The following is a 23,160-nucleotide window of genomic DNA, read 5'->3' as shown; positions in this document are numbered from 1 at the left end:
GGATGGCAAACTATCGCCAGGCTGAATTTCCGGCAACGGAGAATCGGCCCGCCCCCAAAAACGCCACGGCCAGCGCGCCGATGAAGAAATACACCAGACTTTCAATCGCCCATGCGCCCGTTTTATCCAGTGACCAGGTTTCGCCCATCCCGACCATCAGCCATGCCACAACCATCGTAAACGCCAGCCCCAACGCCGCTGGACGCGTCAGGATGCCAAGAATAATCAGGCACGGTGCCACAACCTCTCCCAGCAGAACGCCGTAGGCAATAAAGCCTGGGAAACCTTTCGCTATCAACATGCCGCTGATGCCATCAATACCAGCAAATAATTTATGCAGCCCATGAAACAGCATCAGCCCACCGACGGCAAGGCGTAACAAAAACTTGCCAAAATCTTCGTGCGTCAGTACTCGGTTAACTGAATTTAATAGTTTTATAACCATTTGAATTTATTCCTTGTTTCACCATGTCCAATAACAAACTACGCTTAATACAGGTTAAATGAAACCTGCCGGAAATAAGGGGGAAATGAGAAGCATAACTATTATCTTCATCTAAACTTGTAACCGGTATCACATTAGAGGAGAAGGAAAACCATGAAACAAACGGTTGCCGCTTTTATTGCTAAAACACTCGAACAGGCTGGCGTAAAACGCATTTGGGGTGTAACGGGTGACTCACTCAATGGTCTGAGTGACAGTCTGAATCGTATGGGAACAATTGACTGGATGCCAACTCGTCATGAAGAGGTTGCAGCCTTCGCCGCGGGCGCTGAAGCGCAGTTGACGGGCGAACTGGCCGTCTGTGCAGGCTCGTGCGGGCCAGGCAACCTGCACCTGATCAACGGGCTGTTTGATTGTCACCGTAACCACGTTCCGGTCCTGGCAATCGCCGCGCATATTCCCTCCAGTGAAATAGGCAGCGGTTATTTTCAGGAGACCCACCCGCAAGAGTTGTTCCGCGAATGTAGCCACTATTGCGAGCTGGTTTCCAGCCCAGAACAGATCCCACAGGTGCTGGCAATTGCCATGCGTAAGGCGGTGCTCAACCGTGGCGTCTCCGTGGTGGTTTTACCCGGTGACGTGGCGCTAAAACCCGCGCCTGAAAGCGCCACTACGCACTGGTATCATGCGCCGCTCCCGGTGGTGACTCCACAAGAAGAAGAACTGAGAAAGCTGGCGCAACTGCTGCGCTACTCCAGCAATATCGCCCTGATGTGCGGCAGCGGCTGCGCCGGTGCACATAAAGAACTGGTTGAGTTTGCGGCTAAAATCAAAGCGCCGATTGTCCACGCCCTGCGTGGTAAAGAGCATGTTGAGTACGATAACCCCTATGACGTGGGTATGACCGGGCTGATTGGCTTTTCATCCGGTTTCCATACCATGATGAATGCCGACACGCTGATCCTGCTCGGTACCCAGTTCCCCTATCGCCCGTTCTACCCCACCGACGCCAAAATTATTCAGATTGATATCAATCCGGCGAGTATTGGCGCGCACAGTAAAGTTGATATGGCGCTGGTAGGCGATATTAAATCCACTCTCCGTGCCCTACTGCCTTTGGTGGAAGAGAAAACCGAGCGGCAGTTCCTGGACAAAGCGCTGGAGCACTATCGCGAGGCGCGTAAAGGGCTGGATGATTTAGCCAACCCCAGCGATAAAGCCATTCACCCGCAATATCTGGCGCAACAGATCAGCCACTTTGCCGCTGACGATGCCATCTTTACCTGCGACGTTGGCACGCCAACGGTGTGGGCAGCACGCTATCTGAAAATGAACGGTAAACGTCGCCTGCTCGGATCGTTTAACCACGGGTCGATGGCGAATGCCATGCCGCAAGCACTCGGCGCACAAGCGACCGAACCAGGACGCCAGGTTGTGGCAATGTGCGGTGACGGCGGCTTTAGCATGCTGATGGGCGACTTTTTGTCGGTTGTCCAGATGAAGCTGCCGGTGAAGATTATTGTCTTCAACAACAGCGTGCTGGGATTTGTCGCAATGGAGATGAAAGCGGGCGGTTATCTGACCGACGGCACCGAACTGCACGACACCAACTTCGCGCGGATTGCCGAAGCCTGCGGCATTACAGGCATTCGCGTGGAAAAATCCTCAGAGGTTGATGAAGCGCTGCAAAGGGCGATGTCGATTGACGGCCCGGTGCTGGTCGATGTGGTCGTCGCAAAAGAAGAGCTGGCGATCCCGCCGCAGATCAAACTCGAACAAGCCAAAGGTTTTAGCCTGTATATGCTGCGCGCAATCATTAGTGGGCGCGGTGATGAAGTGATCGAACTGGCGAAAACGAACTGGCTCAGGTAAAACATCCTTATTAAATCACACACAAAATCATTCATGATGCATCAAGGCGGCTAGCCCGAAAATCCCCAGGAGCATAGGTATACTATGTTACTGGGGTTTAAGGGTGCGACCAACGCCGAGGCAGCTTGAAGGATGAAGTGTAATAAGGAGACACCATGATTGATTTACGCAGTGATACCGTTACCCGCCCGAGTCGCGCCATGCTGGAAGAGATGATGGCAGCCCCGGTCGGGGATGACGTGTATGGAGACGACCCTACCGTTAACGCCCTCCAGCAATACGCCGCAGAGCTTTCTGGTAAAGAAGCCGCTATTTTCCTACCCACCGGCACTCAGGCAAACCTGGTGGCGCTGCTCAGCCATTGTCAGCGTGGCGAAGAGTACATTGCCGGTCAGGGCGCGCATAACTATCTCTACGAAGCAGGTGGCGCAGCGGTGCTCGGTAGCATTCAACCGCAGCCTATCGATGCCGCACCGGATGGCTCCCTGCCGCTGGACAAAGTAGCCGCGAAAATCAAAGCGGACGATATCCACTTTGCCCGCACCCGCTTGCTCAGCCTGGAAAATACCCACAACGGCAAAGTGCTGCCGCGCGAGTATCTGAAAGACGCCTGGGAATTCACCCGTGAGCGCAACCTTGCCCTGCACGTCGACGGCGCGCGTATTTTTAACGCCATCGTCGCCTACGGCTGTGAACTTAAAGATGTCACGCAATATTGCGACTCGTTCACCATTTGCCTCTCCAAAGGTCTGGGAACACCGGTAGGTTCGCTGCTGGTCGGCAGCCACGAGTACATCAAGCGCGCCATTCGCTGGCGTAAAATGACCGGTGGCGGAATGCGCCAGGCCGGTATTCTGGCAGCAGCCGGACTGTATGCGCTGAAAAATAACGTGGCACGTTTGCAGGAAGATCACGACAACGCCGCCTGGATGGCGGAGCAGCTGCGCGAAGCGGGGGCGGACGTCATGCGCCATGACACCAACATGCTGTTTGTTCGCGTTGGTGAAGAGCACGCTGCCGCGCTGGGCGAATATATGAAAGCGCAAGGCGTGCTGATTAACGCCTCCCCAATTGTGCGCCTGGTGATGCACCTGGACGTATCACGTGAACAACTTGCTGAAGTCGTCGCCCACTGGCGCGCTTTTTTAACCCAATAAGGAGATGGGCGTGCCGCAACGGATTTTGGTTCTTGGCGCCAGTGGCTACATTGGTCAGCATTTGGTACAGGCGCTCAGTCAGCAAGGGCATCAGGTGCTGGCTGCGGCACGTCGCATTGAACGGCTGGAAAAGCAGCAACTGGCCAATGTCAGTTGCCATAAGGTCGATTTGAATTGGCCAGATAACCTCACCCCGCTGCTGACGGGTGTTGATACGGTTTATTATCTGGTTCATGGTATGGGCGAAGGCGGTGACTTTATCGCCCACGAGCGACAGGTGGCGATGAACGTGCGCGATGCGCTGCGTAATACGCCAGTTAAACAGCTTATTTTCCTGAGCTCGTTGCAGGCTCCCCGGCATGAACAGTCCGATCATCTGCGTGCGCGACAGATAACCGCAGACACTTTGCGCGAGTCAGACGTACCGGTGACCGAACTGCGTGCAGGCATTATCGTAGGGGCAGGTTCCGCCGCCTTTGAAGTGATGCGTGACATGGTTTACAACCTGCCAGTTCTCACCCCTCCACGCTGGGTGCGCTCGCGTACCACGCCTATCGCGCTGGAGAATTTAATGTACTACCTGGTGGCATTGTTGGAAAATCCCACACAACATCACCGCGTCCTCGAAGCCGCCGGGCCGCAGGTGTTGAGCTATCAGGAACAGTTCGAGCATTTTATGGCGGTCAGCGGCAAACATCGCCTGCTCATCCCCATCCCCTTTCCTACCCGCTGGATTTCGGTCTGGTTTTTAAACGTCATTACGTCAGTGCCGCCAACCACGGCCAAAGCGCTGATCCAGGGCTTAAAACACGATCTGCTGGCCGATGACACCGAATTACGTGCGCTGATCCCGCAAAAGCTGATTGCCTTTGATGACGCGGTACGCAGCACGTTGAAGGAAGAAGAGAAGCTGGTCAACTCCAGCGACTGGGGTTACGACGCACAGGCGTTTGCCCGCTGGCGTCCAGAATATGGCTATTTCGCCAAACAAGCTGGCTTTAGCGTTGAAACCTCCGCCAGCAAAAAGGCTCTGTGGCAGGTTGTGAATCGACTCGGCGGCAAAGAAGGCTATTTCTTTGGCAATATTCTATGGAAGACGCGCGCGGCGTTGGACCTGCTGGTCGGCCATAAGCTGGCAAAAGGTCGCCCCGAACACCCACTATTGCAAGTTGGCGACACCGTTGATAGCTGGAAAGTCATCATCGTTGAGCCGGAAAAACAGCTGACGCTGCTGTTTGGGATGAAAGCGCCGGGGCTGGGTCGCCTGAGCTTCACACTGGAAGATAAAGGCGATCGCCGACGCATTGATGTACGCGCATGGTGGCATCCGCACGGTATGCCTGGCCTCTTCTACTGGCTGTTGATGATCCCCGCCCACCTGTTCATTTTCAGGGGGATGGCGAAGCGTATAGCCAAACTTGCAGAACAAATCACAGACTAATGATAAAAAGAGCCTGTATTCTTTCATGTTTCCCATTGCATACAGGCGTATTTCACGGAAGAATGCGCACGACGTTTTTTAAACACAGTGGATTGATATGAAGGTACTGGTTACCGGAGCCACCAGCGGCTTGGGCCGAAACGCGGTTGAGTTTTTATGCAGCAAAGGCGTCAGCGTCAGAGCCACCGGTCGCAACGAAGCGATGGGCAAGCTGCTGGAAAAAATGGGCGCAGAATTTGTGCATGCGGATTTGACCGAGCTGGTTTCTTCGCAGGCAAAAGTGATGCTTGCCGGCATTGACACACTGTGGCACTGCTCCAGTTTCACCTCTCCATGGGGAACTCAGGAAGCTTTTGATCTGGCCAACGTTCGTGCTACCCGCCGTCTGGGTGAGTGGGCCGTAGCCTGGGGCGTACGTAACTTTATTCATATCTCCTCTCCGTCGCTGTATTTTGATTATCACCATCATCGCGATATCAAAGAAGACTTCCGTCCCCATCGCTTCGCCAATGAATTCGCCCGCAGCAAAGCGGCTGGTGAAGAGGTGATTGCGCTGCTCGCCCAGGCCAACCCGCAGACTCGCTTTACTGTCTTACGCCCGCAAAGCTTGTTCGGACCTCACGATAAAGTCTTTATTCCCCGCCTGGCCCATATGATGTACCACTACGGCAGTATCCTGTTGCCGCACGGCGGGAGTGCGCTGGTGGATATGACCTATTACGAGAACGCGGTTCACGCGATGTGGCTGGCGAGTCAGGAAGCCTGCGATAAGCTGCCGTCGGGTCGCGCGTACAACATCACCAACGGTGAACATCGCACCCTGCGCAGTATTGTGCAGAAGCTTATCGACGAACTGAATATTGATTGCCGTATCCGCTCCGTGCCCTATCCGATGCTGGACATGATTGCCCGCAGCATGGAGCGTTTAGGCAATAAATCGGCGAAAGAGCCAAAGCTTACACATTACGGCGTTTCGAAGCTGAATTTTGACTTTACGCTGGATACCAGCCGCGCCCAGGAAGAGTTAGGTTATCAGCCCGTTGTGACGCTGGATGAAGGGATTGAGCGTACCGCGGCCTGGCTGCGTGACCACGGTAAGCTGCCGCGTTAACCCTGCCCGTATTTCTCCAGTAACGCTTCGGCAATCGCCTGCGTTTCCGCGTCCGCCACGCCGTTCCACAACGTCGGGCGGAAGTGCATCTGGAACGCCATAATCACCCGCTGCTGTTCACGCGGCGTCATCTCAGGTTTCACCTCATAGCCATAGCGTGACAGCAGATCGAGCAATGACGCGGTTTCTACTGGCGTATGGGGCGCTCGTCCGGCGAGATAAAATGCCACACGCTGGGCTTCCGGCCATGCGCCAATTCCCTGAGCGGCCAGAGCTTGCCACGGAAACAGCGGGCCGGGATCGTCCTTACGCTGCGGCGCAATGTCTGCATGAGCCACCACGTTTTGCGGTTTTATGTCGTAGCGGGCGATAATATCTTTCGCCAATGGGATTAACGCCTGAATCTGCGCAGGCTCAAACGGCGCAAAATACTTGCTGCCCGCTGATTTTTGCCAGCCGCGGTTTTCCAGCTCAATGCCAATTGAGGTATCGTTAATACGCGTAGCGCCGCGCCAGAAGCTAATCCCCGCATGCCAGGCCAGATCTTTTTCCGGCACCAGTTGCCAGATACGCGGTTTACCGTGGTAAAGCGGCGGCACTGCTGGGATCAAATAGTGCGAACTGACGTTTTTATCGGTCAGCGTTGCCAGTGAAGAGTCAAAATCATCGGCCGTGTAATGGATAACCAGCACTTTAATGCGCGGGTAAGCAGCCTGCGCCTGACGTCGGGTATCTAACTGATACCCATCTTTGTCGACAATCCCTTTTTCTCCAGCACATCCCACCAGCAACAGCGTAAATGCCAACAGACACAACAGACGCTTCATCGGCGAGTTTTCACCGCGGTACCGCTGACGCTCACCATCAGCATGCTACCGTCTTTGCCCACGGTTTCGTAATCGATATCGATACCGACTACCGCATCAGCACCGAGCGCTTTCGCCTGTTCACCGAGCTCCTTGAAAGCAATTTCACGCGCTTTACGCAGCTCTTTTTCATACGCGCCGGAGCGACCGCCAACAATATCGCGAATACCGGCGAAGAAATCGCGAAAGATGTTCGCGCCTAAAATGGCTTCACCGGTAACAACACCGCAGTATTCCACGATGCTCTGTCCTTCCAGCGTAGGGGTTGTCGAAAACTGCATCATTAATCTCCTTTTTGCGCTAAGAGCACGATCTCAAAAGCATTATCGAACCAATACACTATGACACTCAAAGGAAAACCCGCCAAATAAAACTGCTATCCTTGTTGATGTGTAGCGGTTTCAGGTGACGCGTTTTTTATTTTTATTTGACTGGCATACCGCCAGAAATAAAAAAGCCCCCTGATGTGTGGGGGCCTGAAGTTATTATTTTCTGAAATCTAATGGCGCCTGGCCGGACTGAATGTACATTGCTACGTTATCAAATGTAATCATTTTTGATTTACAAAAAATACATTTTGCCCCGAATGGATTTCCTTCAGTAACATCAAAGGTTGATGTTCTGTATTGGGAACCATGGCAACATGGACAGCGAAAGTGAATATGATTAGTAATAATAGTTACCTCAAAGCGCCACAACATTAATTGCGGATGGACCTTTAGGCCCCTGCTCCACACCAAATTCGACTTTCTGGTTTTCATTCAACGTCTTGAAATCATTACTTTGAATCGCTGAAAAATGGACAAAGACATCTTTGCTGCCATCTGCAGGCGTAATGAAGCCAAAACCTTTTTCAGGATTGAACCATTTAACTAAACCAGTCATTTTAGTAGACATATATTTATTCCTTAATTTGAGCCTTTCGGCAAGCTTGGTTTTTATGACAGAAACTTCGTAGTGCTTAATGAAGAGACTCAAAGAGGGGATAAACGGATTACACCTGGAAATGAGAACTGCTTGAGTAAACTACTTTGTATATCGTCTGTTATTCAAACCGACCGGATCATTAACGCACGGGCACCGAGATTAAGCAACTCTTATTTTAGCCATCCGGAGTCCCTTATAGCCAACAACACGGCACGAGTTTTGCTTAACCAGGCGTAAAGCGCGGCAAATGGAACATGCAAATGCTCAGATGGTCTATACAGTATAAGAAGCATGAATGGCCGCCAACGCCCCATTGCAGGTTGATATACTAAAGCTGAAGCTGGCAACGAGCGCCACCAACATGCTTCAGGTGGGGCGCCCGCGAATTTGCTTTAGCAAAAACAATGTGTTAATCGATCATACAATCTTTAGCGAGACTGAATTATTCATCGTAGAACACAATTAGTAGGAAGCTTATAAGGAAATCATTATGCGCTATTCGAAACTCTCTCTGCTGGTTCCATGTGCACTACTTCTCAGCGCCTGTACTACCGTGACGCCGGTCTATAAAGACAACGGCACGCGTAGTGGTTCATGCATAGAAGGTGGGCCAGACAGTGTGGCTCAACAATTCTATGATTACCGTATTCAGCACCGAAACAATGACATTACTGCCCTTCGTCCGTACCTCAGCGACAATCTGGCAAAACTGCTAACCGATGCCAGCCGCGATAGCGCGCATCGCGACCTGTTTAACAGCGATCCGTTCTCCAGCCGCGCCACGTTACCGGACAGTGCCAGCGTCGCCAGCGCATCGACCATTCCGAATAGTGATGCACGCAACATTCCACTGCGCGTAGAGCTTAAACAGGGTGACCAAAGCTGGCGTGATGAAGTGCTGATGATCCGTGAAGGCCAGTGCTGGGTCGTTGACGATGTCCGCTATCTGGGCGGCAGCGTACACGCGCCAGCCGGGACGCTGCGCCAGTCTGTCGAAAACCGCTAACCGCTCCATTCATCCGTCTGAATCATAACCCCCATAAATTGTCTGGCATTCTGCATAGAATGCCGACAATTATTCTTGCCCGCTGGTGGCTCCGCTATTTTGTGCTATGTTTAGATAAGAATGCGGTTTGCATTTAACTTTTAACGCATAAATATTGCATAACTATTCTGTCAACGGTAGTATCTGCGGCTTCAATAGCTATCAGACTGCCAGTATCGAGTGTCAATGAGTATTCAATTAAACGGCATTAACTGCTTCTACGGCGCACATCAGGCGCTGTTCGATATCACGCTGGATTGCCCTCAGGGTGAAACACTGGTGTTACTTGGCCCAAGTGGAGCCGGGAAAAGCTCGCTGCTGCGCGTACTCAACCTGCTTGAGATGCCGCGCTCGGGCACGCTCTCTATTGCGGGTAACCGTTTCGACTTCACGAAGGCCCCGTCCGATAAAGCCATTCGGGAACTGCGTCAGAACGTGGGCATGGTCTTTCAACAATATAATCTTTGGCCGCATCTGACGGTTGTGCAGAACCTGATTGAAGCGCCCTGTCGCGTATTGGGTTTGACAAAAGACCAAGCGATGGCGCGCGCCGAGAAACTGCTGGAGCGTCTGCGTCTGAAGCCGTACAGCGATCGCTATCCACTGCATCTTTCCGGTGGTCAACAGCAGCGTGTGGCCATTGCGCGCGCGTTGATGATGGAGCCGCAGGTGCTGTTGTTTGATGAACCGACCGCCGCGCTTGACCCGGAAATTACCGCCCAAATCGTCAGCATCATTCGCGAACTGGCGGAAACCAATATTACTCAGGTGATCGTCACCCACGAAGTGGAAGTTGCACGTAAAACGGCCAGTCGTGTGGTGTATATGGAAAACGGTCATATCGTCGAGTTTGGGGATGCGAGCTGCTTTGCCAACCCGCAAACCGAAGCGTTTAAAAACTATCTTTCTCACTAAGATTCGGGACAATACAATGAAAAAAGTTCTGATTGCCGCGCTAATCGCAGGTTTTAGCCTTTCCGCTACCGCAGCCCAAACCATTCGTTTCGCCACCGAAGCGTCTTATCCTCCGTTTGAATCTATCGATGCGAATAACAAGATCGTAGGTTTTGACGTTGATCTGGCAAACGCGCTGTGTAAAGAGATTGACGCTACCTGTACCTTCACCAATCAGGCCTTCGACAGCCTGATCCCAAGCCTGAAATTCCGTCGTTTTGACGCGGTAATGGCCGGTATGGACATCACGCCTGAGCGTGAAAAACAGGTTCTGTTCACCACCCCTTACTACGACAACTCTGCGCTGTTTGTGGGCCAGCAGGGTAAATACACCAGCATTGACCAGCTGAAAGGTAAAAAAGTTGGCGTTCAAAACGGTACTACGCACCAGAAATTCATCATGGATAAACATCCGGAAGTGACCACTGTGCCGTATGACAGTTACCAGAATGCCAAACTCGATCTGCAAAATGGTCGTATTGACGGCGTCTTTGGTGATACCGCTGTGGTAACCGAGTGGCTGAAAGACAATCCTAAGCTTGCCGCGGTTGGTGACAAAGTGACGGATAAAGATTACTTCGGTACGGGTCTGGGCATCGCGGTACGCCAGGGCAATACCGAGCTGCAGCAGAAATTTAACGCTGCGCTGGAAAAAGTGAAGAAAGATGGGACTTACGAGACCATCTACAACAAATGGTTCCAGAAGTAATATTTGATGAATGAATTTTTTCCTTTAGCAAGCGCCGCCGGGATGACCGTCGGCCTTGCCGTTTGTGCGCTGATCATTGGCCTTGCGCTCGCCATGTTTTTTGCCGTCTGGGAGTCAGTAAAATGGCGCCCGGTGGCATGGGCAGGCTCGGCCCTGGTCACCATCCTGCGCGGTCTGCCAGAAATTCTGGTGGTTCTGTTTATCTATTTCGGTTCCTCACAGCTGCTGCTGACACTGGCCGATGGCTTTACGATCAATCTCGGGTTTGTACAAATCCCGGTTCAGATGCAGATCGAAAACTTCGACGTCAGCCCGTTCCTGTGCGGTGTCATTGCCCTGTCATTACTGTACGCCGCTTACGCGTCGCAAACGCTGCGTGGCGCACTGAAGGCCGTGCCACTCGGACAATGGGAATCAGGTCAGGCGTTGGGTTTGTCTAAAGCCGCGATCTTCTTTCGTCTGGTGATGCCGCAGATGTGGCGTCATGCCTTACCGGGACTGGGTAACCAGTGGCTGGTATTGCTGAAAGATACCGCGCTGGTCAGCCTTATCAGCGTGAACGATCTGATGCTGCAAACCAAGAGTATTGCCACCCGTACCCAGGAGCCGTTTACCTGGTACATTGTGGCGGCTGCTATTTACCTGGTGATTACGCTGGTGAGTCAGTACATTCTCAAACGCATCGACCTGCGCGCGACACGTTTTGAGCGGAGACCAGGCTGATGCTTGAGTATTTACCTGAATTGTTGAAAGGGCTGCATACCAGCCTGACGTTGACGGTCGCCTCCATCGTGGTTGCTCTGGTGCTGGCTCTGATCTTTACCGTCATCCTGACGCTGAAAACACCGGTGCTGGTGTGGCTGGTTCGCGCTTATATCACGCTGTTTACCGGTACACCGCTGCTGGTGCAAATCTTCCTGATCTACTACGGACCAGGACAGTTTCCGGCATTGCAAGAATATCCGGTTCTGTGGCATCTGCTCTCTGAACCCTGGTTATGCGCCTTAATTGCGCTGTCGTTAAACAGTGCGGCCTACACTACGCAACTGTTCTACGGCGCTATCCGTGCAATCCCGGAAGGCCAGTGGCAGTCCTGCGGAGCGTTAGGGATGAGCAAAAAGGATACGCTGGCGATTCTGTTGCCGTACGCCTTTAAACGCGCCCTCTCCTCGTATTCCAACGAAGTGGTGCTGGTATTTAAAAGTACCTCACTGGCTTACACCATCACGCTGATGGAAGTCATGGGCTATAGCCAGCTGCTGTACGGTCGTACTTATGACGTTATGGTCTTCGGTGCCGCGGGTGTGATTTACCTGATCGTCAACGGCTTGCTGACGCTGATGATGCGCTTAATAGAGCGTAAAGCGCTGGCGTTTGAACATCGGAATTAAATCGGTGTTTGTGCCTTTGTAGGTCGGATAAGGTCTAACACCGCCATCCGGCAAATGTGCATAAGTAAAAAGCATAAAGACGGACAACAACCTAAATTGTCCGTCTTTTTTTATGAAAGAAAAAATAATTAATCATTTTTATTGCATATAAATTCATTAAATGGCATTGTTACTCCATGCCGCAGACACGGTAATAATCATAAGATTGACAGACGGGAGTTCCACCATGAAAAAGTTAGTACTGGCCGCATTACTTGCTACTTTCGCCGCTGGCGCCTCAGCTGCTGATAAAATTAGTTTCGGTGTATCAGCCACGTATCCGCCATTTGAATCTCTGGACGCGAGCAATAAAATTGTCGGTTTTGACATCGACCTGGCAACGGCGCTGTGCAAACAAATGCAGGCAGAATGTACTTTCACCAATCACGCTTTCGACAGTCTGATCCCCGCGCTGAAATTCAAGAAATATGATGCGGTAATTTCCGGAATGGATATCACCCCTGAGCGTAGCAAGCAGGTAGCATTTACTCAGCCTTACTATGCCAACTCCGCGCTGGTGATTGCGAAAAAAGATACCTATAAAACCTTTGCCGACCTGAAAGGTAAGCGCATTGGTATGGAAAACGGCACCACGCATCAGAAATACCTGCAGGATAAACATCCTGAGGTGAAAACCGTGGCCTACGACAGCTATCAGAATGCGATTATCGACCTGAAAAATGGCCGTATTGATGGTGTATTTGGTGATACTGCTGTGGTTAACGAATGGCTGAAAACCAACCCACAGTTAGGCGTAGCCACTGACAAAGTTACCGATCCGCAATACTTCGGTACTGGTCTTGGCATCGCGGTTCGCCCGGATAACAAAGCCCTGCTGGAAAAACTGAACAGCGCGCTGGCGGCCATCAAAGCTGACGGCACGTACCAGAAAATCAGCGACCAATGGTTCCCGCAGTAACGTCTGCTCAATCTGAAAAGCCGCGCTCTGCGGCTTTTTTTATCTCTTCGCCTGCGCTTTCAGTCAGTTCTTACGCCATAAATGCTTTCCTGGCATACACTTGTTAAAACGAAAAAAAAGTGAGGCAAACGGATGATAGCGTTCCCTGCCAGTTTACTGATCCTCAATGGAAAAAGTGCTGATAATCTCCCCCTGCGTGATGCCATTGCGAAGCTTCGCGATGAAGGCGTGGAAATCCATGTTCGCGTGACCTGGGAAAAAGGCGATGCCCAACGCTACGTTGATGAAGCTCGTCAGTTAGGCGTTGAAACGGTAATAGCCGGCGGCGGCGACGGCACAATAAACGAAGTTTCGACGGCGCTTATCCAGTCGCAGGGCGGCAATATTCCGGCGCTGGGTATTTTACCGTTGGGAACGGCGAATGACTTTGCCACCAGCGTTGGTATACCCGACGACCTTGATAAGGCGTTAAAGCTGGCTATCGCCGCAAATGCGACGGCGATCGATATGGTGCAGGTCAACGATAAAACCTGTTTTATCAACATGGCGACCGGCGGATTTGGCACGCGTATCACCACCGAAACGCCGGAAAAACTCAAGGCCGCGTTGGGTGGTGTATCGTATTTTATTCACGGATTAATGCGCATGGATACGCTCAAGCCCGACATCTGTGACATTCGTGGGGAAGATTTTCACTGGCAGGGTAAGGCGCTGGTTATTGGTATCGGTAACGGTCGCCAGGCTGGTGGTGGGCAACAGCTTTGCCCAACGGCGCTAATCAACGACGGTCTGTTGCAACTGCGCATTTTTACCGGCGAGGAACTACTGCCAGGGCTGCTTTCGGCATTAACGCAATCCGAAGACAACCCTAATATTATTGACGGCGCATCGTCGTGGTTTGATATCCGCGCCCCGCACGAAATTACCTTTAATCTCGATGGCGAACCGCTCAGCGGACAAGAGTTTCATATTGAAATCTTGCCCGCTGCGCTACGTTGCAGACTCCCGCCGGGTTGTCCACTGTTGCGCTAACCCGACGACAATCCGAGGGATCAGGCAATAGTGACTTTGCTGTCCAGATAAACGTCCTGTACGGCGTTAATCAACTTAACGCCGTCGGCCATGGTTTTCTTGAACGCTTTACGCCCCAGAATCAGCCCCATGCCGCCCGCACGTTTGTTAATCACCGCCGTACGCACTGCATCGCTCAGGTCGGTGTCGCCGCCGGCCGCCCCGCCAGAGTTAATTAATCCGGCGCGCCCCATATAACAGTTCGCCAGTTGATAACGCACCAGGTCAATTGGATTCTCACTGGTCAACCTGGTGTAGACGCGATCGTCGGTGTAGCCAAAATTAACCGCTTTATACCCCCCGTTATTTTCCGCCATTTTCTGCTTAACGATATCCGCTCCGATAGTGGCAGCCAGATGGTTAGCCTGCCCGGTTAAATCGGCGGAAACATGGTAATCCACACCATCTTTTTTAAACGCAGAGTTACGCAAGTACGCCCACAACACGGTAACCATACCCAGCTCATGGGCGCGCTCAAACGCTGCAGAAATCTCTTCAATCTGGCGGCGAGATTCCTCAGAACCGAAATAGATTGTTGCCCCTACCGCAACCGCACCCATATTGAACGCCTGCTCTACGCTGGCATACAGCGTCTGGTCAAAGGTATTCGGATAGCTGAGCGTTTCGTTGTGGTTAATTTTAACGAGGAACGGGATACGGTGCGCGTAGCGGCGGGAGACAGAAGCCAGCACGCCATAAGTTGATGCCACGCAGTTGCATCCTGCTTCGATAGCCAGTTCCACAATATTCTTCGGATCAAAGTACAGCGGGTTAGCGGCAAACGAAGCTCCAGCTGAATGCTCTACCCCCTGATCCACCGGTAGAATCGACAGATACCCTGTCCCGGCAAGTCGCCCCGTGTTATACAGCGTCTGCATATTACGCAGCACGGCAGGCGGCCGGTTGTTATCCACCATCACGCGATCGACGTAATCATGTCCAGGCAGGTAAAGTTGGTCAGAAGGAATGGTCATACAACGATGCTGTAAAAGGTTGTCGGCGTCTTTGCCAAGCAACTGCGCAATATCAGTCATAGCTATGCTCCCGTAATTTCCGATTTGAAACCGGAATGTGGATTGTCCTGACCCGCTTTGTTGCGGGCAGCATTAAGCCTGGTACCGACTGCGCTTTTTTTCCATCTTTAGCGCACTTTTCAGCAACTTCTGCTGGCTCGATTCAGGAAAAAATAGTGTTAAGGCGGTCAAAGTTTAATCTCAAAGGTATTTTAAAGGTATTATTGAATGGTACTATCAGCGCGTACCTTACCTGTCATGAAGGATTTAAAGATGAAAACTACAGTTAAGCTGTCGTTCATGATGTTTGTAGAGTGGTTTATCTGGGGCGCCTGGTTTGTACCGCTGTGGCTGTGGCTGAGTAAAAGCGGCTTTAGCGCCGGAGAGATAGGCTGGTCCTACGCCTGTACCGCCATTGCGGCGATCCTGTCGCCCATTCTGGTCGGTTCAATCACTGACCGCTTTTTCTCCGCGCAAAAAGTGCTGGCGGTGTTGATGTTCGTCGGCGCTATTCTGATGTACTTCGCCGCCCAGCAAACCACCTTCAGCGGATTCTTCCCGCTGCTACTGGCCTATTCGTTGACCTATATGCCGACGATTGCGCTGACTAACAGTATCGCATTTGCCAACGTACCGGACGTTGAGCGTGATTTCCCACGCATCCGCGTGATGGGGACGATTGGCTGGATCGCCTCTGGTTTAGCCTGCGGTTTCTTACCGCAAATGCTTGGCTATAGCGATATCTCACCGACTAATATTCCCTTGCTGATCACGGCCGGAAGCTCCGCGCTGTTGGGCGTCTTTGCGTTCTTCTTACCGGATACGCCGCCAAAAAGTACCGGCAAAATGGATTTCAAAGTCATGCTGGGTCTGGATGCGCTGATCCTGCTGCGCGATAAGAACTTCCTCGTCTTCTTCTTTTGCTCTTTCCTGTTTGCGATGCCACTGGCGTTCTATTACATCTTCGCCAACGGCTACCTGACAGAAGTCGGAATGAAAAACGCCACCGGCTGGATGACGCTGGGCCAGTTCTCTGAAATCTTCTTTATGCTGGCGCTACCGTTTTTCACCAAACGCTTTGGCATTAAAAAGGTATTGTTACTTGGTCTTATTACTGCGGCGATCCGCTACGGATTTTTCGTTTACGGCGGTGCGGAAGAATATTTCACTTACGCCCTGCTGTTTCTCGGCATTCTGCTGCACGGCGTCAGTTACGACTTCTATTACGTCACGGCTTACATCTATGTCGATAAAAAAGCGCCGGTACACATGCGCACCGCAGCGCAAGGGCTTATCACCCTTTGCTGTCAGGGGTTCGGCAGCCTGCTCGGTTACCGTCTGGGCGGCGTGATGATGGAAAAGATGTTTGCTTATCAGGAACCGGTTAATGGTCTCACCTTTAACTGGGCTGGCATGTGGGGATTTGGCGCAGTCATGATTGCCGTCATTGCCGTCATGTTTATGATTTTCTTTCGCGAATCAGACAAAGAAATCACCGCCATTAAGGTGGACGATCGCGATGTAGCGTTGAAACAAGGGGAAGTGAAATGAAAGCAGAACGTATTCTCGGTGCTCTTTATGGGCAGGCGTTAGGGGATGCGATGGGCATGCCGTCGGAACTGTGGCCAAGAACCCGGGTTAAAGCACACTTCGGTTGGATCGACCGTTTTTTGCCCGGCCCTGCGGAAAATAATGCCGCCTGCTATTTTAACCAGGCGGAGTTCACTGATGACACGTCCATGGCGCTGTGTCTGGCAGATGCCCTGCTTGAATGCGACGGCGAAATTGTGCCAGACGTTATTGGTCGCAATATTCTGGCCTGGGCCGAGCAATTTGATGCCTTTAATAAAAACGTGCTTGGTCCGACCTCTAAAATTGCGTTGAAAGCCATTCGTGACGGCAAACCGGTCTCTGAACTTGAAAACAACGGCGTGACCAACGGTGCGGCAATGCGCGTTTCCCCGCTGGGATGCCTGCTTCCCGCCCGCGATCTTGATGCCTTTATCGATGATGTGGCACTGGCCTCCAGCCCAACACATAAATCGGATCTGGCTATCGCTGGCGCAGTTGTGATCGCGTGGGCGGTATCGCGCGCCATCGACGGAGGAACATGGTCGGAGATTGTCGACGCGCTCCCTGCCATTGCCCTGCATGCGCAGCAAAAACGGATCACTACCTTTAGCGCATCACTTTCTGCACGCCTTGAACTGGCGCTGAAAATCGTCCGTAATGCCGACGGCACTGAGTCTGCCTGCGAGCAGCTGTATCAGGTTGTAGGTGCCGGAACCAGTACTATTGAGTCCGTGCCTTGCGCCATCGCCATGGTTGAACTGGCGCAGACCGATCCTAACCGCTGCGCCATTCTGTGCGCGAACCTCGGCGGCGATACCGACACCATCGGGGCGATGGCAACCGCCATTTGTGGCGCGCTCCATGGCGTAAGTGCGATTAACCCGGTATTAAAACATGAACTGGATGCGGTTAATCAGCTGGACTTTACCCGCTACGCCAGTGGGTTAATGCGACTGCGTGAGCAGCGGGAGGCGCTATGAGCAACTCGCATCTGCAACAACTTCTCTCGCAGTTACGTACACAGCGGCCAGTAACGGTGGTGGGTGCGGCGGTGATTGATGTCATTGCCGATGCGTATGCCCTCCCCTGGCGCGGCTGTGATATCGAGCTCAAGCAGCAAGGTGTTAACGTTGGCGGCTGCGCGCTCAATATTGCCGTGGCGCTCAAGCGTTTAGGTATCGACGCCTGCAATGCTCTACCACTTGGTCAGGGAGTGTGGGCCGACATCATCCGCAACCGGATGGCAAAAGAGGGACTGCACAGCCAGATCGACAACGCCGAAGGTGATAACGGCTGGTGTCTGGCGCTGGTGGAGCCGGATGGCGAGCGTACCTTTATGTCTTTTAGCGGCGTTGAGAATCAGTGGAACGCTGACTGGCTGGCACAGCTGGAGATCCCACGCGATAGTCTGGTTTATCTCTCGGGTTACCAGCTAACGTCCCCGTGCGGTGAACTGCTGGTGCAGTGGCTGGAAGGCCTGGAAGACGTAACGCCGTTTATCGATTTTGGCCCGCGCATCGGCGACATTCCCGAACCCTTAATGGCACGAATTATGGCCTGCCGTCCGCTGGTGTCCCTCAATCGTCAGGAGGCGGAAATTGCTGCCGAGCGGTTTGCATTGAGTCACGATGTAGAAGGTTTTGGCGCAGAATGGGTGCAGCGTTTCACCGCACCGGTGGTCGTGCGTCACGATAAAGACGGCGCATGGTATTTCAGCGCACAGACATCCGGCTGCGTACCGGCATTTACAACGGCGGTCGTTGATACTATCGGCGCGGGAGACAGCCACGCCGGCGGCATGCTGGCCGGACTGGCGTCTGGCTGGACGCTGGCCGACTCAGTGCTGCTAGGTAACGCGGTGGCGTCCTGGGTAGTTGGGCATCGCGGCGGCGATTGCGCCCCGTCGAGCGAGGAGCTACTCCTCGCACACAAAAACGTATAGATCGCTACGACAGTAACTGATGCTGTATTCAATAGGCCGTTGCTGCTGGTCAAGCGCTACCTGCTTGATCACCAGTACCGGCACTTTGCTATCCATTTGAATGTGCGCCTGGAACTCCGCATCCGGCATTCTGGCACTAACGCGTGAGCGCGTGCGCTGCGGGAAAATATGCTGGCTGCGAAAATAGTCATACAGTGAAACGCCGATGGCATCCACGTCATGGATAAGATGGGCAGGAACCCATGACTCTTCAATAGAAACCGCGTCTTCATCTACATAGCGAATGCGCTTGAGCAGGAAGACGTCACTCCCCGCGGCAACAGCCAACTGCTGAGCCACCTCTTCCGGGCAAGGCACAATACGCTTGTTGACCCACAGCGTATCTGGCTTTTTACCGCGCAAAACCACCTGCTGTGAAAAACCACGCGCTTCTTTTAGCGAATACTCGAAGATGTTGTTGATCTGCGTCCCGTAACCACGGGCGCGCGTCACTACGCCTTCTTCTTCCAGGGCCTGCATCGCCTTGCGTACCGTAATTCGCGAAACGCCGGTCAACTGGCTGAGATCGCGCTCTCCGGGCAGGATATTGCCATGCTCCAGGATCCCACTGCGCACAGCATTCTTCACCGTCTGCGCAAATTTCATATACAGCGGCGTGTTATCCGCCGCTGAAATACGTTCATTCAGTTGTGCGATAAGTTGGGTATGCGCTTGTTCCATTTATCTTTTTCCTGGCCGCCGTTTCTGCAGCCAGTATACCCATTACCACCACGCGTGGAAATGATGCACCGGACCGATTCCTTCGCCAACTTCCAGCGTGTCGGCCTGTGCCAGCGCCGCTGAAAGCCACAGTTTGGCTTCCTGTACGGTATCGGCCCAGTTGTTATGGCGCGGACGCAGGGCTGCCAGCGCCGCCGATAGCGTACAACCGGTGCCATGGGTGTTTTTGGTCATCACCCTTGGTGCGGTAAAACGCTGCTCTCCCTCACGGGTAAAGAGCCAGTCGGGGCTTTGCGCATCCTCCAGATGACCGCCTTTCATCAATACCGCCTCGCAGCCCAGCGCCCGCAGTGCCCTTCCCTGCTCTAACATCTCCTGCTCAGTTTGTGCATGCGATGCCCCGAGCAGCGCCGCCGCTTCCGGTAAATTAGGGGTGATAATCGAAACCTGCGGCAGCAAATGGGTACGCAGCGTTTCTACAGCCGAAGGAGACAACAACGGATCGCCGCTTTTCGCCAACATCACCGTGTCCAGCACCACATTTTGTACCCGATGGCGACGTAAACGTTCGGCGACCGCTTCAACAATATCCGTCTCCGCCAACATACCAATTTTTGTGGTGTCGATACGCACATCACTCAACACCGAGTCCAGTTGTGCGGCGACAAAGTCAGGTTCAATACGATACACCGACTGCACCCCGCGCGTATTTTGCGCCACCAACGCCGTGATAACCGAACAGCCGTAAGCGCCCAGCGCCGAGAAGGTTTTTAAATCAGCCTGAATACCCGCGCCACCGCTTGGATCGGTTCCGGCGATCGTTAATGCGTTAATCCGTTTCATGCTTGCTCCTGGGCGTTCAGGTTATAGAGGGCGTCGAGAAATGCCGGGACAAAGCTACCCGGTCCGTTTGATTGTTGTGTGGCGATTTGCCCAGCCTGTTTCATCCAGCTACAGGCGGAGGCGACATTATCAAGTCTGTCACCACGTAAAGCGCAACTGGCCGCAACAACCGCTGAAAGAGCACATCCAGTGCCCACCACGCGAGTCATCAACGGGTCACCGCCGTCCACACAAAGTGTACGCTGACCATCGGTGACGTAATCAACTTCGCCGGTAACCACGACAATGGTCCCAATCTGACGAGCCAGTGCCTGCGCTGCCGGAAGCGCAGCAGCAGCTGTATCGGTTGTATCCACTCCGCGTCCTCCACCGTTCATGCCAGCCAGAGCAAGTATTTCCGAAGCGTTGCCACGAATAGCAGCAGGCTGTAGTGACAATAATTCCAGGCAGAAGCGGCGGCGAAACTCAAGCGCGCCTACGGCAACGGGATCGAGCGTCCACGTGGTTTTAGTATAATGAGCCTGCTCAACTGCGGCACGCATCGCCGTGGCCCGCTCCTGAGTTAAGGTGCCGACATTAACCAGCAAGGCACTGGCAATAGCCGCAAACTGGCTGGCTTCCTCAGGCTCGATCACCATCGCAGGTGATGCGCCCAGCGCCAGTAATGTATTGGCCGTAAAGCTTTGCACGACCTCATTGGTCATACAGTGTGTGAGCGGGGAAAGGGTTCTAAATTGGTGCAAAGTGTGAGCCGCGAGCGCGCGGCTGTGCAGGTCAGGCTGCATGGTTCAGCTCCTGCCCGCGCGAAGAAGGGACACGAGCAGTGTCAGACTTCCCTACGCTGGCATTATCCAGATCAGGTGGTACGGGTATTTCTCAGCCTTCATACAGAAGGGCACCCCGAGTCGTTGAATTGATTTCTTTTAATTTTACAGGAACTTATGGCTGAAAAATTAATTTAATCTGGAGTCAATATACACCATAACACCCCGCAAAGGTGTATCTCTTTTTGTGTCATACGTCTTGCCCCGCTTTAGGCATTATCCCGTTAACTGCATTTCAATGAGTTAAGCCCTAGTAAATCCGAATATTAATTTTACTAAAATATCTTTTATTTTTATAGCGTTACAAGAAGTGTTCATTTCTTATTCCCATTTTGCAAGAGTATGATAACGACCGATACCACACTAACTAAGAGGGATTTTGATATGGCAATACCTGTTTATCTATGGCTTACAGACGATGTAGGAAATCAGGTTAAAGGATCGGTTGATGTACATGGTAGAGAAGGTTCTATTGAAATTGTGGAACTGATGCATAACGTAGAGCTACCTACTGATCCACTGACAGGAAAGATTACAGCTAAGAGGAAGCATGGAGATTATTTTTTACTGAAAGAGGTAGATTGTTCATCGCCTTACCTCTATCAGGGTGTATCCAGTGGACGGATATTCAAACAAGCGGTATTGAAGTTCTACCATATCAACCACAACGGGCTGGAAGAAGAATATTTTCGAGTGACAATGGATAATGTAAGGGTCAATGAGATTGAACCTTTTATGTTTGATGTCAAGAATCCAACATATGAAAAGCGAAATCACATTGAGGCATTCTATTTAGCTTACGAAAAGATCACATGGCTCTATCTGGACGGGAACATAATTCACTCCGATTCATGGAACGACAGCAAGGAGGCGGCGTAATGACTTGGGTATACAAAGTAAGTTCTCATAGCTTCTATCTGAATGGTACATACCAATTTGATGCCTTGTATTCAGGTAGACCAGGTTTTAAGAATGATTCAGCTAACGAGTGCGTGAGTGAAAAGGGGCCACTTCCTAGAGGAACCTACACTATCGGCCTTGCTTTCTATCACCATAAGACAAAAGCGTACACAATACGCCTTACGCCTTACCCTGAAAATCAGATGTGCGGGCGTGATGGTTTCATCATACACGGTAATAGTTCAGCACATCCTCTTAGTGCCTCGGATGGATGCATCATATTAGGGCTGGCTGGTCGTAAAGAGATCAATGATAGCTCTGATAAGATTCTGGTAGTTGAGGATTAAATGAAAAAATTATTAATCCTTATAACCTTCATACCTATTCTTTCATTTGCAAAAAATGATGGTTGTGCATCAGTTGGTGCTGCGATGGAATCCGTATTATTCAATAAGTTAGCAGAGAACTTGAATATAGATACATCTACTGTTGATGAAATGAAAGCAAAGGTAGATGTGCTTGATATTACCCCTATTTCACGGATGTACGCTGAGAAACTAGCAAGAATGGACTTTGATAAAGATCCTGATAAGGATAAAACAGAAGATAAGTACAAAAACATTTATCTTTCAAGCTATTATGATAATGAAGTGAAGTCCATTACAGCTAAATATACCTACACCGATAAGTACGGTAAGAAAGATGTATTCATTGCCTCAAGTCTGATGAACAAAGACGAGTGTTCAGTTAGGTTCAACGGGTACATCACCCTATCAAGAGAATTTTGATATTAATAATGGGGTTAGCAACAGCCCCTATTATCTAAAGATGAAAGAATGCATGGCTATCAGCCATAGAACAGCCACAAAGCTGAACAGAATGAATCGGCTGTACCGCCCCTATTGCGAAACTACTGGTCAAGGTTGCTGCAATTCTGTACTTTCATTTACACTTTTTACGAAATTATTGGAGTGATCACAAAATAGTGCTTGTCAGACATCCGGTATGCCAGGAATGATACATGACTGATTTTGATGACCCGAAGAGGTAGAGAGGATGGGTATGAAGAATAAAATGTTGCTAGGTGCACTTCTGCTTGCAAGCAGCGTCGTCTGGGCCGCGCCAACCGCAACAGCTGCCCCCACCGGTATCGATAAGTATGAACTGAGCAGCTTTATTGCTGACTTCACCCATTTCAAACCCGGTGACAAGGTTCCACCACTGTATCTCACTGAAGAATACACCATTAAACAGTGGAATCTGCGCAACCTACCCGCACCGACGGCAGGCACCCACTGGACCTACATGGGCGGCGCGTATGTGCTGGTCAATGATGCCGATGCAAAGATCATTAAAGCCTACGATGGCGAGATTTTTTATCACCGGTAAAAACCAAGCA

Annotated in this window: 27 protein-coding genes and 1 riboswitch; of the genes, 18 read left to right on the top strand and 9 right to left on the bottom strand. The window is 51.8% G+C overall.

From position 1 onward, the window contains the following. Window positions 1–10: 10 nt before the first annotated feature. A complete protein-coding gene (locus tag OGY83_RS24020) occupies window positions 11–445 on the bottom strand; it encodes a DoxX family protein (protein ID WP_123267520.1) in 435 nt (144 codons plus the stop codon). 153 nt (window positions 446–598) lie between these two features. On the opposite strand from OGY83_RS24020, the gene poxB reads away from it, so the two are divergent. The 4 genes from poxB to OGY83_RS24000 all read left to right on the top strand — a co-directional run bounded on the left by poxB (window position 599) and on the right by OGY83_RS24000 (window position 6,026). Beyond that, window positions 599–2,317 (top strand): ubiquinone-dependent pyruvate dehydrogenase, encoded by a 1,719-nt coding sequence (gene poxB / locus OGY83_RS24015; protein ID WP_191236154.1) that lies wholly within the window; start codon window positions 599–601, stop codon window positions 2,315–2,317. 155 nt (window positions 2,318–2,472) lie between these two features. After that, the gene (gene ltaE, locus OGY83_RS24010; protein WP_079937590.1) at window positions 2,473–3,474 is read left to right on the top strand and encodes a low-specificity L-threonine aldolase; all 1,002 of its coding nucleotides are present in this window, start codon (window positions 2,473–2,475) and stop codon (window positions 3,472–3,474) included. A 10-nt stretch (window positions 3,475–3,484) separates the two neighbouring features. Further along, complete coding sequence (locus OGY83_RS24005; RefSeq protein ID WP_123267786.1) at window positions 3,485–4,915, top strand: SDR family oxidoreductase; 1,431 nt, start codon at window positions 3,485–3,487, stop codon at window positions 4,913–4,915. A 97-nt stretch (window positions 4,916–5,012) separates the two neighbouring features. After that, on the top strand, window positions 5,013–6,026 hold the full coding sequence (locus OGY83_RS24000) for a 3-beta-hydroxysteroid dehydrogenase (protein WP_003834312.1): 1,014 nt from the start codon (window positions 5,013–5,015) through the stop codon (window positions 6,024–6,026). Here OGY83_RS24000 and OGY83_RS23995 read toward each other — a convergent pair. The 4 genes from OGY83_RS23995 to cspE form a co-directional block, all read right to left on the bottom strand. Next, window positions 6,023–6,853: an N-acetylmuramoyl-L-alanine amidase gene (locus tag OGY83_RS23995; protein ID WP_286637052.1), complete on the bottom strand. Its 831-nt coding sequence runs from the start codon at window positions 6,851–6,853 to the stop codon at window positions 6,023–6,025. The genes OGY83_RS24000 and OGY83_RS23995 overlap by 4 nt on opposite strands. Beyond that, window positions 6,850–7,173: a heavy metal-binding domain-containing protein gene (locus OGY83_RS23990; protein ID WP_286637159.1), complete on the bottom strand. Its 324-nt coding sequence runs from the start codon at window positions 7,171–7,173 to the stop codon at window positions 6,850–6,852. The genes OGY83_RS23995 and OGY83_RS23990 overlap by 4 nt, the downstream gene beginning before the upstream one ends. A gap of 204 nt (window positions 7,174–7,377) precedes the next feature. Then, on the bottom strand, window positions 7,378–7,566 hold the full coding sequence (gene ymcF / locus OGY83_RS23985) for a cold shock small protein YmcF (RefSeq protein WP_071692589.1): 189 nt from the start codon (window positions 7,564–7,566) through the stop codon (window positions 7,378–7,380). Between the two features lie 10 nt (window positions 7,567–7,576). Beyond that, window positions 7,577–7,789 carry a transcription antiterminator/RNA stability regulator CspE gene (gene cspE, locus OGY83_RS23980; protein ID WP_079937593.1) on the bottom strand — a complete coding sequence of 71 codons (213 nt, stop codon included), beginning with the start codon at window positions 7,787–7,789 and terminating at the stop codon, window positions 7,577–7,579. A 520-nt stretch (window positions 7,790–8,309) separates the two neighbouring features. Here cspE and OGY83_RS23975 point away from each other — a divergent pair. The 7 genes from OGY83_RS23975 (at window position 8,310) to yegS (ending at window position 13,908) form a co-directional block, all read left to right on the top strand. Then, window positions 8,310–8,825, top strand: a complete 516-nt coding sequence (locus OGY83_RS23975) for a lipoprotein (protein ID WP_079937594.1) — start codon at window positions 8,310–8,312, stop codon at window positions 8,823–8,825. 225 nt (window positions 8,826–9,050) lie between these two features. Beyond that, window positions 9,051–9,779, top strand: coding sequence for an arginine ABC transporter ATP-binding protein ArtP (artP, locus tag OGY83_RS23970; protein ID WP_123267523.1), 729 nt, complete (start codon window positions 9,051–9,053; stop codon window positions 9,777–9,779). Between the two features lie 16 nt (window positions 9,780–9,795). Next, complete coding sequence (artI, locus tag OGY83_RS23965; protein WP_003027298.1) at window positions 9,796–10,527, top strand: arginine ABC transporter substrate-binding protein ArtI; 732 nt, start codon at window positions 9,796–9,798, stop codon at window positions 10,525–10,527. A gap of 6 nt (window positions 10,528–10,533) precedes the next feature. Then, window positions 10,534–11,250 carry an arginine ABC transporter permease ArtQ gene (artQ, locus tag OGY83_RS23960; RefSeq protein ID WP_003027301.1) on the top strand — a complete coding sequence of 239 codons (717 nt, stop codon included), beginning with the start codon at window positions 10,534–10,536 and terminating at the stop codon, window positions 11,248–11,250. After that, complete coding sequence (gene artM / locus OGY83_RS23955) at window positions 11,250–11,918, top strand: arginine ABC transporter permease ArtM (RefSeq protein WP_003840185.1); 669 nt, start codon at window positions 11,250–11,252, stop codon at window positions 11,916–11,918. Before artQ ends, artM begins: the two co-directional genes overlap by 1 nt. A 226-nt stretch (window positions 11,919–12,144) precedes the next feature. Then, window positions 12,145–12,876 (top strand): arginine ABC transporter substrate-binding protein ArtJ, encoded by a 732-nt coding sequence (gene artJ, locus OGY83_RS23950; protein WP_003027308.1) that lies wholly within the window; start codon window positions 12,145–12,147, stop codon window positions 12,874–12,876. Window positions 12,877–13,008: 132 nt separating this feature from the next. Then, entirely contained in the window at window positions 13,009–13,908 is a 900-nt protein-coding gene (gene yegS / locus OGY83_RS23945) for a lipid kinase YegS (RefSeq protein ID WP_191214296.1), read from the top strand. Window positions 13,909–13,928: 20 nt separating this feature from the next. Here the strand turns inward: yegS and fbaB are convergent, their stop codons facing one another. Next, on the bottom strand, window positions 13,929–14,981 hold the full coding sequence (gene fbaB / locus OGY83_RS23940; RefSeq protein WP_191228445.1) for a class I fructose-bisphosphate aldolase: 1,053 nt from the start codon (window positions 14,979–14,981) through the stop codon (window positions 13,929–13,931). A gap of 252 nt (window positions 14,982–15,233) precedes the next feature. On the opposite strand from fbaB, the gene OGY83_RS23935 reads away from it, so the two are divergent. The 3 genes from OGY83_RS23935 to OGY83_RS23925 are packed head-to-tail and all read left to right on the top strand — an operon-like array spanning window position 15,234 to window position 18,474. Continuing rightward, window positions 15,234–16,511, top strand: coding sequence for a nucleoside permease (locus tag OGY83_RS23935; protein WP_003027315.1), 1,278 nt, complete (start codon window positions 15,234–15,236; stop codon window positions 16,509–16,511). Further along, on the top strand, window positions 16,508–17,512 hold the full coding sequence (locus OGY83_RS23930) for an ADP-ribosylglycohydrolase family protein (protein WP_286637051.1): 1,005 nt from the start codon (window positions 16,508–16,510) through the stop codon (window positions 17,510–17,512). The genes OGY83_RS23935 and OGY83_RS23930 overlap by 4 nt, the downstream gene beginning before the upstream one ends. Then, window positions 17,509–18,474 carry a PfkB family carbohydrate kinase gene (locus OGY83_RS23925; protein ID WP_286637050.1) on the top strand — a complete coding sequence of 322 codons (966 nt, stop codon included), beginning with the start codon at window positions 17,509–17,511 and terminating at the stop codon, window positions 18,472–18,474. Before OGY83_RS23930 ends, OGY83_RS23925 begins: the two co-directional genes overlap by 4 nt. On the opposite strand, the gene OGY83_RS23920 is transcribed toward OGY83_RS23925, so the two are convergent. From OGY83_RS23920 to thiM, 3 genes are read right to left on the bottom strand one after another with little or no spacing between them, the layout of a single operon-like run. After that, window positions 18,448–19,194, bottom strand: coding sequence for a GntR family transcriptional regulator (locus OGY83_RS23920; RefSeq protein WP_192465720.1), 747 nt, complete (start codon window positions 19,192–19,194; stop codon window positions 18,448–18,450). The two genes, OGY83_RS23925 and OGY83_RS23920, sit on opposite strands and share 27 nt — an antisense overlap. Before the next feature lie 42 nt (window positions 19,195–19,236). Then, window positions 19,237–20,037: a bifunctional hydroxymethylpyrimidine kinase/phosphomethylpyrimidine kinase gene (thiD, locus tag OGY83_RS23915; protein WP_286637049.1), complete on the bottom strand. Its 801-nt coding sequence runs from the start codon at window positions 20,035–20,037 to the stop codon at window positions 19,237–19,239. Further along, window positions 20,034–20,822 (bottom strand): hydroxyethylthiazole kinase, encoded by a 789-nt coding sequence (gene thiM, locus OGY83_RS23910; protein ID WP_286637048.1) that lies wholly within the window; start codon window positions 20,820–20,822, stop codon window positions 20,034–20,036. The genes thiD and thiM overlap by 4 nt, the downstream gene beginning before the upstream one ends. A gap of 31 nt (window positions 20,823–20,853) precedes the next feature. After that, window positions 20,854–20,950, bottom strand: a riboswitch (TPP riboswitch). Window positions 20,951–21,245: 295 nt separating this feature from the next. On the opposite strand from thiM, the gene tssD reads away from it, so the two are divergent. The 4 genes from tssD to OGY83_RS23890 all read left to right on the top strand — a co-directional run bounded on the left by tssD (window position 21,246) and on the right by OGY83_RS23890 (window position 23,150). Further along, complete coding sequence (gene tssD / locus OGY83_RS23905) at window positions 21,246–21,740, top strand: type VI secretion system tube protein TssD (RefSeq protein WP_079937721.1); 495 nt, start codon at window positions 21,246–21,248, stop codon at window positions 21,738–21,740. Beyond that, the gene (locus OGY83_RS23900) at window positions 21,740–22,108 is read left to right on the top strand and encodes a tlde1 domain-containing protein (protein WP_286637047.1); all 369 of its coding nucleotides are present in this window, start codon (window positions 21,740–21,742) and stop codon (window positions 22,106–22,108) included. Before tssD ends, OGY83_RS23900 begins: the two co-directional genes overlap by 1 nt. Next, window positions 22,109–22,549 carry a Shiga toxin A subunit gene (locus OGY83_RS23895; RefSeq protein ID WP_139762580.1) on the top strand — a complete coding sequence of 147 codons (441 nt, stop codon included), beginning with the start codon at window positions 22,109–22,111 and terminating at the stop codon, window positions 22,547–22,549. A gap of 268 nt (window positions 22,550–22,817) precedes the next feature. Further along, window positions 22,818–23,150 carry an RcnB family protein gene (locus OGY83_RS23890; protein ID WP_016150637.1) on the top strand — a complete coding sequence of 111 codons (333 nt, stop codon included), beginning with the start codon at window positions 22,818–22,820 and terminating at the stop codon, window positions 23,148–23,150. Window positions 23,151–23,160: the final 10 nt, after the last annotated feature.

It is taken from the genome of Citrobacter sp. Cpo090 (assembly GCF_030332665.1).
GTDB lineage: Bacteria > Pseudomonadota > Gammaproteobacteria > Enterobacterales > Enterobacteriaceae > Citrobacter > Citrobacter portucalensis.
This window is presented reverse-complemented; position numbering and strand designations above follow the sequence as displayed.